At 72.0% G+C, this 12,395-nt stretch carries 13 protein-coding genes; 7 read left to right on the top strand and 6 right to left on the bottom strand.

Going from position 1 to position 12,395, the window contains the following annotated elements; translation table 11 throughout:
• Positions 1-147: 147 nt before the first annotated feature.
• Positions 148-1,653 (bottom strand): peptide MFS transporter, encoded by a 1,506-nt coding sequence (locus ACF1BE_RS13190; protein WP_392199090.1) that lies wholly within the window; start codon positions 1,651-1,653, stop codon positions 148-150.
• A 490-nt stretch (positions 1,654-2,143) separates the two neighbouring features.
• Here ACF1BE_RS13190 and ACF1BE_RS13195 point away from each other — a divergent pair, with 490 nt between their 5' ends.
• A complete protein-coding gene (locus tag ACF1BE_RS13195) occupies positions 2,144-2,821 on the top strand; it encodes a response regulator transcription factor (protein ID WP_030653180.1) in 678 nt (225 codons plus the stop codon).
• Between the two features lie 138 nt (positions 2,822-2,959).
• A complete protein-coding gene (locus ACF1BE_RS13200) occupies positions 2,960-4,231 on the top strand; it encodes an ATP-binding protein (protein ID WP_392199091.1) in 1,272 nt (423 codons plus the stop codon).
• A 36-nt stretch (positions 4,232-4,267) separates the two neighbouring features.
• Here the strand turns inward: ACF1BE_RS13200 and ACF1BE_RS13205 are convergent, their stop codons facing one another.
• Positions 4,268-4,771 (bottom strand): GtrA family protein, encoded by a 504-nt coding sequence (locus ACF1BE_RS13205; RefSeq protein ID WP_392199092.1) that lies wholly within the window; start codon positions 4,769-4,771, stop codon positions 4,268-4,270.
• Between the two features lie 193 nt (positions 4,772-4,964).
• On the opposite strand from ACF1BE_RS13205, the gene ACF1BE_RS13210 reads away from it, so the two are divergent.
• Genes ACF1BE_RS13210 through ACF1BE_RS13220 form a run of 3 tightly spaced genes read left to right on the top strand, consistent with a single transcriptional unit; the run spans position 4,965 to position 7,806 of the window.
• On the top strand, positions 4,965-6,104 hold the full coding sequence (locus tag ACF1BE_RS13210) for a 5-(carboxyamino)imidazole ribonucleotide synthase (protein ID WP_392199093.1): 1,140 nt from the start codon (positions 4,965-4,967) through the stop codon (positions 6,102-6,104).
• Entirely contained in the window at positions 6,101-6,622 is a 522-nt protein-coding gene (gene purE / locus ACF1BE_RS13215; protein WP_121788427.1) for a 5-(carboxyamino)imidazole ribonucleotide mutase, read from the top strand. The genes ACF1BE_RS13210 and purE overlap by 4 nt, the downstream gene beginning before the upstream one ends.
• Before the next feature lie 5 nt (positions 6,623-6,627).
• Complete coding sequence (locus ACF1BE_RS13220) at positions 6,628-7,806, top strand: dipeptidase (protein WP_392199143.1); 1,179 nt, start codon at positions 6,628-6,630, stop codon at positions 7,804-7,806.
• Here the strand turns inward: ACF1BE_RS13220 and ACF1BE_RS13225 are convergent.
• Positions 7,755-8,885 (bottom strand): alkene reductase, encoded by a 1,131-nt coding sequence (locus tag ACF1BE_RS13225; protein WP_392199094.1) that lies wholly within the window; start codon positions 8,883-8,885, stop codon positions 7,755-7,757. The genes ACF1BE_RS13220 and ACF1BE_RS13225 overlap by 52 nt on opposite strands.
• A gap of 53 nt (positions 8,886-8,938) precedes the next feature.
• On the opposite strand from ACF1BE_RS13225, the gene ACF1BE_RS13230 reads away from it, so the two are divergent.
• Complete coding sequence (locus ACF1BE_RS13230) at positions 8,939-9,298, top strand: MerR family transcriptional regulator (protein WP_392199095.1); 360 nt, start codon at positions 8,939-8,941, stop codon at positions 9,296-9,298.
• Between the two features lie 160 nt (positions 9,299-9,458).
• On the opposite strand, the gene ACF1BE_RS13235 is transcribed toward ACF1BE_RS13230, so the two are convergent.
• Together ACF1BE_RS13235 and ACF1BE_RS13240 are read right to left on the bottom strand one after the other, a co-directional pair.
• On the bottom strand, positions 9,459-9,845 hold the full coding sequence (locus ACF1BE_RS13235) for a VOC family protein (RefSeq protein ID WP_392199096.1): 387 nt from the start codon (positions 9,843-9,845) through the stop codon (positions 9,459-9,461).
• 68 nt (positions 9,846-9,913) lie between these two features.
• Positions 9,914-10,273, bottom strand: a complete 360-nt coding sequence (locus ACF1BE_RS13240; protein ID WP_392199097.1) for a VOC family protein — start codon at positions 10,271-10,273, stop codon at positions 9,914-9,916.
• An 84-nt stretch (positions 10,274-10,357) separates the two neighbouring features.
• Here ACF1BE_RS13240 and ACF1BE_RS13245 point away from each other — a divergent pair, with 84 nt between their 5' ends.
• Positions 10,358-10,864, top strand: a complete 507-nt coding sequence (locus ACF1BE_RS13245) for a CGNR zinc finger domain-containing protein (RefSeq protein ID WP_392199098.1) — start codon at positions 10,358-10,360, stop codon at positions 10,862-10,864.
• 137 nt (positions 10,865-11,001) lie between these two features.
• Here the strand turns inward: ACF1BE_RS13245 and ACF1BE_RS13250 are convergent, their stop codons facing one another.
• The gene (locus ACF1BE_RS13250; RefSeq protein WP_392199099.1) at positions 11,002-12,345 is read right to left on the bottom strand and encodes a UDP-glucose dehydrogenase family protein; all 1,344 of its coding nucleotides are present in this window, start codon (positions 12,343-12,345) and stop codon (positions 11,002-11,004) included.
• Between the last annotated feature and the right edge of the window lie 50 nt (positions 12,346-12,395).

Genomic DNA, 12,395 nt, shown 5'->3' on the forward strand with positions numbered 1-12,395 from the left:
CTGCCCTCGCGACCGCCGGGCCGCGGACACGCGGGACGTCCCTCCCCACCCCCGCAGGCCGCCCGCAGGGCCGCCGCTCCCCGTGAACGCCCGGAGGGCCGCCGCATCCCGGGATGCGGCGGCCCTCCGGGCGGTGTCGCCGGGCGGTCAGTTCACGTTGCCCATGAGCTTCTTGACCTTGCTGCGGTACATCCACACCGCGACACCGGCGACCACGGCGAGCACGGCCTCCAGGGCGACGAAGCCCATCTTGTCGAGGTTGACGCCGCCGACGGCCGGGTTGGACAGCAGCGCGGTGATCGAGTCGCCCGCGGTGACCGCGAGGAACCAGACGCCCATCATCTGCGAGGCGTACTTCTTCGGCGCCATCTTCGTCGTCACCGACAGACCCACCGGCGACAGCGTCAGCTCACCGACGGTCTGGACGAAGTAGATCGCGACCAGCCACAGCGCCGCGGCCTTGTGGCCGCCCTCGGCGATCGACAGCGGGGCGAGGAAGAGGAAGAAGGACGCGCCCACCAGGACCAGACCGGAGGAGAACTTCACGATCGTGCTCGGTTCCTTGCCGCGCCGGTTCAGCCACAGCCACAGCCAGGCGAAGACGGGCGCCAGGGCCATGATCATGACCGGGTTGACCGACTGGTACCAGGAGACCGGGAACTTCCAGCCGAGGACCGAGTTCTCGGCCGAGTCCGAGGCGAAGATCGACATGGTCGAGCCGCCCTGGTCGTAGATCATCCAGAAGACGGCGGCGGCCACGAAGAACCAGATGTACGCCGACACCTTCGACCGCTCCGCCGGCTCCAGTTCCTTGTCGCGCAGGATCCGGGTGATGACCAGGATCGGCACGATCAGGCCGATCAGGGTGAGCGGGATCAGCGCCCAGTTCAGGGTGAAGTGGCCGGAGAAGCTCACGGCGCCGTAGAAGACGGCGGCGACGGCCAGCCAGATCAGACCCTTGCGCAGGGTGGCGGCCTTCTCCTCGGCCGACAGCGGGGTGGGGACCTCGCTGCTGCGCGGGTTCAGGTGACGTCCGCCGAGCAGGTACTGGACGAGGCCCAGCGCCATGCCCAGCGCGGCCAGCGCGAAGCCCAGGTGCCAGTTGACGTTCTCGCCGACGGTGCCGATGACCAGCGGCGCGACGAAGGCGCCGAGGTTGATGCCGATGTAGAACAGCGTGAAGCCGGCGTCCCGGCGCGGGTCGTCCGGGCCCTTGTACAGGTGGCCGACCATCGTGGAGATGTTGGCCTTCAGCAGGCCGGAGCCGATGGCGACGAGACCCAGGCCGACGAAGAAGCTGGCGGCGGCGGGCAGTGCCAGGCACAGGTGGCCGAGCATGATGACCAGACCGGCGACGGCGACCGTCTTGCGCGGGCCGAGCACCCGGTCGGCGAACCAGCCGCCGGGCAGGGCGAGCAGGTAGACGAGCGACACGTACACGGAGTAGATCGCGGTCGCCGTGCCCGCGTTCATGTGCAGGCCACCCGGGGCCACCAGGTACAGCGGGAGCAGGGCCCTCATGCCGTAGTAGGAGAAACGCTCCCACATCTCGGTCATGAAGAGAGTGGCCAGTCCGCGGGGGTGGCCGAAGAAGGTCTTCTCGGACCCGGGGGTGCCCGGGCGGACCGAGTCCTTCGTCAGGCTGGACGCCATGGTCGTTCCTTGCTGGTCGGGACGCGCGGTCGAGCGTGCGCGCCCGGTGGGGGGCGGCCGGCACCGGCGGGGTCGGCCCTCCACCCCCACGCCCAGGGGGAGTCCGCTTCCGGATCACGGAAGCGGTGGACGGCGACCACCGGGATCCACGCCCCGACGCGTCGCTGCGTCCGGAGCCCGGCCAGAGGTCGTTCCTTTCAAGGCTGATCTTGATCAGCCCGTACACAAAAGAGACCTTCAGCGTCCACTGCCCGCCAAAGGCCCCCGGTGTACTACAGGCGTTCAGGTCACCATACGGCAGGACACCGCCGGATATGGAAGGACTTGAGACGCGGATCACAGGTGTCATGGGAACCGCGAGAGGGAATTCGAAGGTCTCTCCTACGATCCCATCCCCAGGTCAATGGTTCGTACCAGCGGACCGCGAAGGTAAGAAGCCCGGGAGGCGATCACACCCCGACACCCTCCGCGGGCGGTCTACCATCACCTCATGACCCGTGTACTGCTCGCCGAGGACGACGCGTCCATCTCGGAGCCGCTGGCCCGCGCCCTGCGCCGGGAAGGTTACGAGGTCGAGGTGCGCGAGGACGGACCCGCCGCGCTCGACGCCGGAATGCAGGGCGGTGTCGACCTGGTGGTGCTGGACCTGGGCCTGCCCGGCATGGACGGCCTGGAGGTCGCCCGCCGGCTGCGCGCCGACGGCCACACCGTGCCGATCCTCATCCTGACCGCGCGAGCCGACGAGGTGGACACCGTCGTCGGTCTGGACGCGGGCGCCGACGACTACGTCACCAAGCCCTTCCGGCTCGCCGAACTGCTCGCCCGGGTACGGGCCCTGCTGCGGCGCGGCGCCGCCGAGCCGCAGCAGCCGCCGGCCACGCACGGGGTGCGGATCGACGTGGAGTCGCACCGGGCCTGGATGGGCGACGAGGAACTCCAGCTCACCGCCAAGGAATTCGACCTGCTGCGGGTGCTGGTGCGGGACGCCGGCCGGGTCGTGACCCGGGATCAGCTGATGCGTGAGGTGTGGGACACCACCTGGTGGTCCTCGACCAAGACCCTCGACATGCACATCTCCTGGCTGCGCAAGAAGCTCGGCGACGACGCGGCCAACCCGAGGTACATCGCGACGGTCCGCGGCGTGGGCTTCCGCTTCGAGAAGAGCTGAGCGCAGAGCTGAGCGCAGAGCTGAGCGAGCAGAGCTGAGCGAGCAGAGCTGAGCGAGCAGAGCTGAGCGAGCAGAGCAGAGCTGAGCCAGCAGAGCTGAGCCCGGACCCAGCGACAGCAACAGCACAGGTGACCGACCATGCGCCGACGTCTCATCCAGTCCACTCTCGCCGTCGTCCTGGTGGTGATCGCCGTCTTCGGTGTCTCCCTGGTGATCGTGGAGACGCGGACGATCAGCAACAGCGCCCAGGAGCGGGTGTACTCCGAGGCGGTGCGGCTGGCCAGCATCGTCGACAGCCGGATACTCGCCGCCGAGAACGTCAACGCGGACGTGCTGCGCAACCCGGTCAGCAAGGACCAGTACGCGGTGATCCGCATGCCCGGCCGGCCGGCCATCGAGATCGGCACCCCGCCGGAGGGTGACGTCATCCGCGCCCGGCAGACGGGTGAGGAGGGCGAGACCGTCACCGTGGAGGAGCCGCGCTCCGCGGTGACCCGCGAGGTCGGCCGCACCCTGCTGATCATCGGCCTGGTGGCGTTGCTCGCCGTGGTCGCCGCCGTCCTCCTCGCCGTACGCCAGGCCAGCCGGCTCGCCTCCCCGCTGACCGACCTCGCCGAAACCGCCGAGCGCCTCGGCTCCGGCGACCCGCGCCCCCGGCACAAGCGCTACGGCGTCCCCGAGCTGGACCGGGTCGCCGATGTGCTGGACTCCTCCGCCGAGCGGATCGGGCGCATGCTGACCGCCGAGCGGCGCCTGGCCGCCGACGCCTCCCACCAGCTCCGTACGCCGCTGACCGCCCTGTCCATGCGGCTGGAGGAGATCACCCTCACCGACGACCCGGACACGGTGAAGGAGGAGGCGACCATCGCGCTGGCGCAGGTGGAGCGGCTGACGGACGTCGTCCAGCGGCTGCTGACCAATTCCCGCGATCCGCGTACCGGCTCCGCCGTGACCTTCGACCTCGACGAGGTCATCCAGCAGCAGCTCGCCGAGTGGCGGCCCGCCTACCGCAGCGCCGGCCGGGCGGTCGTCAGCTCCGGCAAACGGCACCTCCGGGCGGTCGGCACCCCGGGCGCGGTCGCCCAGGTGCTGGCCGCGCTGATCGAGAACTCCCTGATGCACGGTGGCGGGACCGTCGCCCTGCGCACCCGGGTCACCGGCAACCAGGCCGTGATCGAGGTCACCGACGAGGGGGCCGGCGTGCCGGCGGACCTCGGCGCGCGGATCTTCGAGCGCACGATCAGCGGGCGGAACTCCACGGGCATCGGCCTGGCCGTCGCCCGGGATCTGGCCGAGGCCGACGGCGGCCGGCTGGAGCTGCTCCAGGCGCAGCCCCCGGTCTTCGGCCTGTTCCTCTCCCGCACGCCCCCGGCCCGCACGCCGGACGAGGACCGCCCGACGGTCCGCTGAGCGCTCCCGGCACAGGGCGCGCCGCGGTGCCTGGCGTCAGCGGACGCGCTGCTGCGGCTCGGACGCGCGCGGTGCCGGGTGCGCCCCGGCCGCGAGGATCGACTCCGCCTCGCGGGACGGCAGCGCCCGGAACACCCAGGTGCGGTACGACCAGAAACGGAACAGGGTCGCGACGCCGATGCCGACGAACTTGAAGATGTTGCTCTGGAGCGGGCTGTCCCAGCCGAAGCCGTAGGTCGCCAGGTACAGCAGACCGTTCTCGATCACCAGCCCGATCGCGCTGAACAGCAGGAACAGCGTGAGTTCCTTGGTGCGGCCGTGCTTGTCGCGGTCCCGGTAGGTCCAGTAGCGGAAGCCGACGTAGTTGAAGACGATCGCGACGACGGTCGCTATGACCCCGGCCCGCACCACCGGCAGCCCGGAGACGTGCCGGATCAGGTTGAAGACGCCGAGATTGACGAGGACGCCGGCGCCGCCGACGGCCCCGAACTTGGCCACCTCGCGTACGAGCCGTTGCAGCCCCGCGGAACGAGGTTCCATGGCTGTGCAGCTCCCGTCGGTAGGTTCCGTCAACGGCGCCATGCTATCCGGGCCGGGACGGGGATGCCCGTGGGCCGGGCCACGTCCCGGAAACGGGTCGGAAAGCGCCGGGAAAGCGCCGGGAAAGCGCCGGGTGAGAGATCGGGAGCGGGACCGGATCCGGCCGCCCCGCCGTGGCCGATACGCTAGGGGTGTGACGTTCCCGGTAGTCGGCATGGTCGGCGGGGGGCAGCTCGCGCGTATGACGCACGAGGCGGGCATCCCGTTGGGCATCAGGTTCAAGCTCCTCAGTGACACTCCTCAGGATTCCGCGGCGCAGGTCGTCGGTGATGTCGTCATCGGCGACTACCGCGACCTGGACACGCTGCGCGAGTTCGCGCGCGGCTGCGACGTGATCACCTTCGATCACGAACACGTGCCCACCGAGCACTTGCGTGCTCTGGAGGCGGACGGCATCCCGGTGCGCCCCGGGCCGGACGCGCTGGTGCACGCCCAGGACAAGGGCGTGATGCGCGCGAGACTCGACGCGATCGGCATCCCGTGCCCGCGGCACCGCATCGTGCGAGATCCCGCGGACGTCGCGGCCTTCGCGGCGGAGGGCGACGGCTTCCCGGTCGTCCTCAAGACCGTGCGCGGCGGCTACGACGGCAAGGGCGTGTGGGTCGTCGGCTCCGTCGAGGAGGCCGCCGCGCCGTTCCGGGCGGGCGTGCCGGTCCTCGCCGAGGAGAAGGTCGACTACGTCCGCGAGCTGGCCGCCAACGTCGTACGCTCCCCGCACGGCCAGGCCGTCGCCTACCCGGTGGTGGAGTCGCAGCAGGTCGACGGCGTCTGCGACACCGTGATAGCCCCCGCGCCGGACCTGGACGAGGGCCTGGCCCTGCACGCCGAGCAGATGGCGCTGACCATCGCCAAGGAGCTGGGTGTCGTCGGGCACCTCGCCGTGGAGCTGTTCCAGACCCGCGACGGCCGCGTCCTGGTCAACGAGCTGGCGATGCGCCCGCACAACTCCGGCCACTGGACCATGGACGGCGCCGTCACCTCGCAGTTCGCCAACCACGTCCGCGCCGTCCTCGACCTCCCGCTCGGCGACCCGCGTCCCCGCGCGCCGTGGACGGTCATGGTCAACGTCCTGGGCGGCGACTACCCGGACATGTACGGGGCGTACCTGCACTGCATGGCCCGCGACCCCAAGCTGAAGATCCACATGTACGGCAAGGACGTGAAGCCCGGCCGTAAGGTCGGACACGTCAACACCTACGGCGACGACCTGGACGACGTGCTGGAGCGCGCCCGTCACGCAGCCGGCTACCTGAGAGGCACGATCACCGAATGAGCCCCGTTGTTGGCATCGTCATGGGGTCGGACTCCGACTGGCCCGTCATGGAAGCCGCCGCCAAGGCCCTGGACGAGTTCGAGATCGCCTACGAGGTCGACGTCGTCTCCGCGCACCGCATGCCGCGCGAGATGATCACGTACGGGGAGCAGGCCGCCGACCGCGGCCTGAAGGCGATCATCGCCGGTGCCGGCGGTGCCGCCCATCTGCCCGGCATGCTCGCCTCCGTCACCCCGCTGCCGGTCATCGGCGTGCCGGTGCCGCTGAAGTACCTGGACGGCATGGACTCGCTGCTGTCCATCGTGCAGATGCCGGCCGGTGTCCCGGTCGCCACGGTCTCCGTCGCCGGTGCCCGCAACGCCGGTCTGCTCGCGGCGCGGATGCTCGCCGCGCACGACGAGGACCTGCTGCACCGGATGCGCGACTTCCAGCAGGACCTCAACGACCAGGCCACCGAGAAGGGCAAGCGGCTGCGCTCCAAGGTGGAGGGCGCGAGCGGCTTCGGCTTCCGGAAGTGACCGCGGTGACGTCCCTGGAGGAGGCCCGGGAACTGCTGCGCGAGTTCCCGGTCGTCGACGGCCACAACGACCTGCCGTGGGCGCTGCGCCAGACGGCCGGCTACGACCTGGACAAACTCGACATCGCCGCCCACCAGGGCGCCCACCTGCACACCGACCTGCCGAGGCTGCGCGAGGGCGGCGTCGGCGCGCAGTACTGGTCGGTGTACGTGCCCGCCGAGCAGCCCGAGCCGGTGGCGGCGACGCTGGAGCAGATCGACTGCGTCCGGCAGCTGCTCGCCCGCTACCCGGCGGACCTGGCGCCCGCGCTGACCGCCGCGGACATGCGCCGGGCGCGCCAGGACGGCCGTATCGCCTCCCTGATGGGCGCCGAGGGCGGCCACTCCATCGCCAACTCGCTGGGCACCCTGCGCGGCCTGCACGCGCTCGGCGTGCGCTACATGACGCTCACCCACAACTCCAACGTCGCCTGGGCGGACTCCGCCACCGACGAGCCGAGGGCCGGCGGCCTCACCGCGTTCGGCCGCGAGGTCGTCCGGGAGATGAACCGGCTCGGGATGCTGGTCGACCTCTCCCACGTCGCGGCGACCACCATGCGCGACGCGCTGGAGATCGCCTCCGCGCCGGTGATCTTCTCGCACTCCTCCGCCCGCGCCGTCTGCGACCACCCGCGCAACATCCCCGACGACGTCCTGGAGCGGCTGCCCGCCAACGGCGGTGTCGCCATGGTGACGTTCGTGCCGAAGTTCGTGCTCCAGGCGGCCGTCGACTGGACGGCCGCGGCCGACGAGAACCTGCGTGCCCACGGCTTCCACCACCTGGACACCGGCCCCGAGGCGATGAGACTGCACCGCGCCTTCGAGGAGCGCACCCCCCGCCCGGTCGCCACGGTGTCGACGGTGGCGGACCACCTGGACCACATGCGCGAGGTGGCCGGCATCGACCACCTGGGCATCGGCGGCGACTACGACGGCACCGCGTTCACCCCGGACGGCCTCAGCGACGTCTCCGGCTACCCGAACCTGCTCGCCGAGCTGCTCGACCGGGGCTGGTCCAAGGCCGACCTGGCCAAGCTGACCTGGCAGAACGCGGTGCGCGTGCTGGGCGCGGCGGAGGACGTGGCCCGTGACCTTCAGGCCACCCGGGCGCCGTCCCTCGCCACCATCGAGTCGCTCGACGGCTGACGGCCCAGGGTGGGGTAGTCGTTGTAGCCCTCCGCCCCGCCCACGTACATGAAGTACCGGTCCCGGACCGGGTTGAGCGGCGCGCCCACGCGCAGCCGCTCGACCAGGTCCGGGTTGGCGAGGAACGGCCGGCCGAGCGCCACCAGGTCGGCGCCGGCCGCCAGCATCTCCCGCGCGGCCCGGGTGACGGCCTCGCCGGACAGGTCGGTGAGGTCCGGGTTGCCGATCAGGACGCCGGGCCAGCCGGCGCGGATCCGCCGGTACCAGCCGGCCCCCGGATCGGAGCGCACCAGGCTCAGATAGGCCAGGCCCAGCCCCTTCAGACGGGCGAGGAGCGCGTCGTACAGGGCGTCCGTGTCGTCCTCCCGGACGCCGTTGACGGTGCTCGCGGGGGAGAGGCGGATGCCCACCCGGTCCGCGCCGATCGCGCCGGCCACCGCCTCGGTCACCTCCACCGCGAACCGCACCCGCCGCTCCACCGAACCGCCGTAGCCGTCCGTCCGGAGGTTGGTGTTGTCCGCGAGGAACTGGTGCAGCAGCATCCCGTTGGCCGAGTGCACCTCCACGCCCTCGAAACCCGCCTCGACCGCCCGGCGCGCGGCGGCGGCGAAGTCGGCGATCGTGGCGCGGACGTCGTCCGCCGTCATCGGGCGGGGCACGGCGGCCGGCCGGTGCCCGCCCGGCGTGAAGATCGTCTCCGGCAGCGGTACGGGGGACGGTGCCACCGGGGTGAGCCCGGTGGTCTCCGGGTGGCTGACCCGGCCGCCGTGCTGGAGCTGGAGGAACATCCGCCCGCCGGCCGCCCGCACCGCGTCGGTGACCTGCCGCCAGCCGGCCGTGTGCCGGTCGGTGTGGATCGCGGTGATGTCCGGGTACGTCTGCCCGACCGGGTTCGGCGTCGAGCCCTCGGCGACGATCAGTCCAGCGGCGGCGCGCTCGGCGTAGTGGGTGACCATGAGCGGGGCCGGGGTGCCGTCGGACTCCGCCCGGTTTCGGGTCAGCGGCGCCATCACCAGGCGGTTGGGGAGCGTCAGCCGGCCGAGCCGGGCCGGGGCCAGGAAGTCCGTTGTGTGCGTCATGCCGGCACGGTAGAACGTGACACTGATGTCAGCTTCAAGCGCGGAGGTACGGCATGAGAATCGGTGAACTGGCCCGGCGCACCGGTGTGAGCGAGCGCTCACTGCGGTACTACGAGACCCGGGGGCTGCTGAGCAGCGACCGCACCCCCGGCGGCCACCGCGACTATCCGGACCAGGCCGTCGACCGCGTCATCCGGATCCAGGAGCTGTACGCGGCCGGTCTGAACAGCGAGAAGATCCGGCAGCTGCTGCCCTGCATGCGCGACGGGGACGGCGGTCCCTCCGCGATCGCCACCCCCCGGCTGGTCACCGACCTCACCGCCGAACGCGACCGCATCGACCGTATGATCGCCGACCTCCGGCGCTCCCGGGAGACCCTGGACGAGGTCATCCGCACCGCCCGCGAGAACTGACCGGAGTACCCCCGGAACGTCCCGCTCACCAGGCGGCGCGGCTGGCCGAGACAGAGCTGTCCCTGCTGACCTGGGGCAACGTGCAGCGGGTGGTGCGCAGCGCGGAGCACCGCAGGGAGGTGTCCCACGCCAGGACCACCGAGCTGGACGCCCCCTGGGGTCACTCGATCCGGCACAGGCAGAACGGGTGCCCGGCCGGGTCCGCGTACACCTGGAAGTCCTGCTTCTCCCGGTCCGCCGGTTCCAGCGGGCGGGCGCCGAGCGCGAGCACCCGCTCGTGCGCCGCGTCGACCTCCGCCCAGGTGCTGCCCGCGTCGAAGTCCAGGTGGAACTGCTGGCCGTTGCGGTCCGCGCGCGGCCACTCCGGCGGGGTGTGCCCCTCGGCCCGCTGGAAGGCCAGCCGCGGCCCGTCCGGGACCCGCAGCACCACCCAGTCGTCGTCCTCGGCCTGCGGGGTGCCCCCGGCCACCGCCGCGTAGAAGGCGGCCAGCGCGTGCGGATCGGGACAGTCGAGCACGACGGAACGGAGACGGGCGACGGACGCCATGGTGTCCTCCCTCGGAAACGGCTTCGAGAACGACTTCGGGAACGGCTTCGGGACCGACGTGCGCCCGGTCAGCAGGCGCAGAGGCAGAACGGGTGCCCCGCGGGGTCGGCGTAGACACGGAAGCTGCGCGAGCGGTCCTCCGTGTCCAGCGGCTTCGCTCCCAGTTCCAGCACCCCCTTCTCGGCCGCGTCCAGGTCCTCCACCACCAGGTCCAGGTGGAACTGCTGGGAGCCGTCCGGGGCGGGCCACCGCGGCGGCACGAACCCGGGCGCCCGCTGGAACGCCAGCGCCGGCCCGCCGGGCACCTTCAGGTCCACCCACTCTCCCTCCCCCTCCACCGTGCCGCCCAGCACACCGGCGTAGAAACCGGCCAGCGCACGGGGGTCGGGACAGTCCAGGACCACGACACCGAGCTTGGCGAGAGCCATGACGAACCTCCTAGTGTTACCCGCAGAGCCGGGTAACCGGTAACGGTTACTGCATGCTCCCGCATCGGGGGTAACGTCGCAAGCATGAGCGAGAGATCGGCCGCTCCCGGTGGCCTGGCCCTGATCGAGTCCCTCGTGAACACGCTGGACATCGAGACGGGCGCCGACTCGCTGGACACCGCGGAGGGCCGCGCCCGCCTCGGGATCACGCGGGCCGCGCTGGCCGACGCCCGCGAACTGCGCGAGTCGCTGCGGGCCGCGCTCCTCGCCCACGCCGGCCACCCGCCGCACCGCACGGTGACCCCGCTGGACACCCTGCTGGCCCGGGCCCCGCTGTACGTCACCGTCGACGGCCGCGACGGCTCGGCCCGCCTCGCCCCCGCCGACGAGGGCCCGCTGCTCTCCCGGATCGCCACCGCAGTCGCCGAGGCGCTCGTCGCGGACACCTGGACCCGCCTGAAGGCCTGCGAGGCCGACACCTGCCACTGGGCGTACTACGACCGCAGCCCCGCCGGGCGCGGGCGCTGGTGCTCGATGCGGGTGTGCGGGGCCCGCGCGAAGATGCGCCGGTACCGCGCGAAGGGCTCCTGAGCCGGCGCGGTGTGGTGCAGAATGCCGAAAGACGCCGGTTCGGCCGACTGAGCCTCGGCCGAACCGGCGTCACCCGCCGCGGCCCGCCCGCGGCACCCCACGCTCCCCGCGCGGCGCTGCGCGCGCGTGCCGCCGCGCTACGCGGTGGGGCGCCCCATCGCCCGGTACGTCCAGCCCGCCCGCCGCCACAGCTCCGGGTCCAGGGTGTTGCGCCCGTCCAGCAGGACCCGGTCCGCCGCCGCCTCGCCGAGCGCGACCGGGTCCAGCTCGCGGAACTCCTGCCACTCGGTCAGGTGCAGCACCACGTCCGCGCCGCGGGCGGCCTCCAGGGCCGAGTCGGCGTAGCCCAGGGTCGGGAAGACCTTGCGGGCGTTGGCCATGCCCTTCGGGTCGTACACGGTGACCTGGCCGCCCTGGAGGTGGATCTGGCCGGCCACGTTCAGCGCGGGCGAGTCACGGACGTCGTCCGAGTCCGGCTTGAAGGTCGCGCCGAGCACCGCCACCCGCCTGCCGAGGAAGGAGCCGCCACCGAGCGCCTCCCGGGTCATCTCCACCATCTGGCCGCGCCGGCGCATGTTGATGGAGTCGATCTCGCGCAGGAAGGTCAGCGCCTGGTCCGCGCCCAGCTCACCCGCGCGCGCCATGAACGCCCGGATGTCCTTGGGCAGGCAGCCGCCGCCGAAGCCGATCCCGGCACGCAGGAACTTCCGGCCGATCCGGTCGTCGTGCCCGATGGCCTCCGCGAGCCTCGCCACGTCACCGCCCGCGGCCTCGCACACCTCCGCCATCGCGTTGATGAAGGAGATCTTGGTGGCGAGGAAGGAGTTCGCGGCGGTCTTCACCAGCTCCGCGGTCGGGAAGTCGGTGACGACGAACGGCGTGCCGTCGCCGAGGGGGCCGGCGTACACCTCGCGCAGCAGCTTCTCGGCGCGCTCACTGCGCACGCCGACGACGATCCGGTCCGGGTGCAGGGTGTCCTGGACGGCGAACCCCTCGCGCAGGAACTCCGGGTTCCAGGCGAGCTCGGCGTCCGCGCCGGCCGGGGCGTGCTCTTCGAGGTAGGCGGCCAGCCGGCCCGCGGAGCCCACCGGCACCGTCGACTTGCCGACGACCAGGGCCGGGCCGCGCAGATGCGGGGCGAGGGAGGCGATCGCGGAGTCGACGTACGACATGTCGCAGGCGTAGTCGCCGTGCTTCTGCGGCGTGTTCACGCACACGAAGTGCACGTCACCGAAGGCACCGACCTCGGCCCAGTCCGTGGTGAACCGCAGCCGCCCGGTGGCGCCCTCGATCCCGGCCACGTGCCGGCGCAGCAGCTCCTCGAGGCCCGGCTCGTACATCGGGGTCTCGCCGCGCTCCAGCATGGCGATCTTCTCGGGTACCACGTCCAGGCCCAGCACCTCGAAGCCCAGCTCGGCCATGGCCGCGGCGTGGGTGGCGCCGAGGTAGCCGGTGCCGATCACGGTGATCTTCAGGCTCATGCGAGTGCTCCAGCTCGGGTCCGTCGGTCCTGCTCGGTCGTGCGGTGCCT

It is taken from the genome of Streptomyces sp. NPDC014991, assembly GCF_043080665.1.
Taxonomy (GTDB): domain Bacteria; phylum Actinomycetota; class Actinomycetes; order Streptomycetales; family Streptomycetaceae; genus Streptomyces.

Excerpts from the sequence above, each read along its gene's own strand:
- ACF1BE_RS13190 (WP_392199090.1), bottom strand. The coding sequence starts at position 1,653 with ATGGCGTCCAGCCTGACGAAGGACTCGGTCCGCCCGGGCACCCCCGGG.
- ACF1BE_RS13195 (WP_030653180.1), top strand. The coding sequence starts at position 2,144 with ATGACCCGTGTACTGCTCGCCGAGGACGACGCGTCCATCTCGGAGCCG.
- ACF1BE_RS13200 (WP_392199091.1), top strand. The coding sequence starts at position 2,960 with ATGCGCCGACGTCTCATCCAGTCCACTCTCGCCGTCGTCCTGGTGGTG.
- ACF1BE_RS13205 (WP_392199092.1), bottom strand. The coding sequence starts at position 4,771 with ATGGAACCTCGTTCCGCGGGGCTGCAACGGCTCGTACGCGAGGTGGCC.
- purE (WP_121788427.1), top strand. The coding sequence starts at position 6,101 with ATGAGCCCCGTTGTTGGCATCGTCATGGGGTCGGACTCCGACTGGCCC.
- ACF1BE_RS13225 (WP_392199094.1), bottom strand. The coding sequence starts at position 8,885 with ATGACGCACACAACGGACTTCCTGGCCCCGGCCCGGCTCGGCCGGCTG.
- ACF1BE_RS13230 (WP_392199095.1), top strand. The coding sequence starts at position 8,939 with ATGAGAATCGGTGAACTGGCCCGGCGCACCGGTGTGAGCGAGCGCTCA.
- ACF1BE_RS13235 (WP_392199096.1), bottom strand. The coding sequence starts at position 9,845 with ATGGCGTCCGTCGCCCGTCTCCGTTCCGTCGTGCTCGACTGTCCCGAT.
- ACF1BE_RS13240 (WP_392199097.1), bottom strand. The coding sequence starts at position 10,273 with ATGGCTCTCGCCAAGCTCGGTGTCGTGGTCCTGGACTGTCCCGACCCC.
- ACF1BE_RS13245 (WP_392199098.1), top strand. The coding sequence starts at position 10,358 with ATGAGCGAGAGATCGGCCGCTCCCGGTGGCCTGGCCCTGATCGAGTCC.
- ACF1BE_RS13250 (WP_392199099.1), bottom strand. The coding sequence starts at position 12,345 with ATGAGCCTGAAGATCACCGTGATCGGCACCGGCTACCTCGGCGCCACC.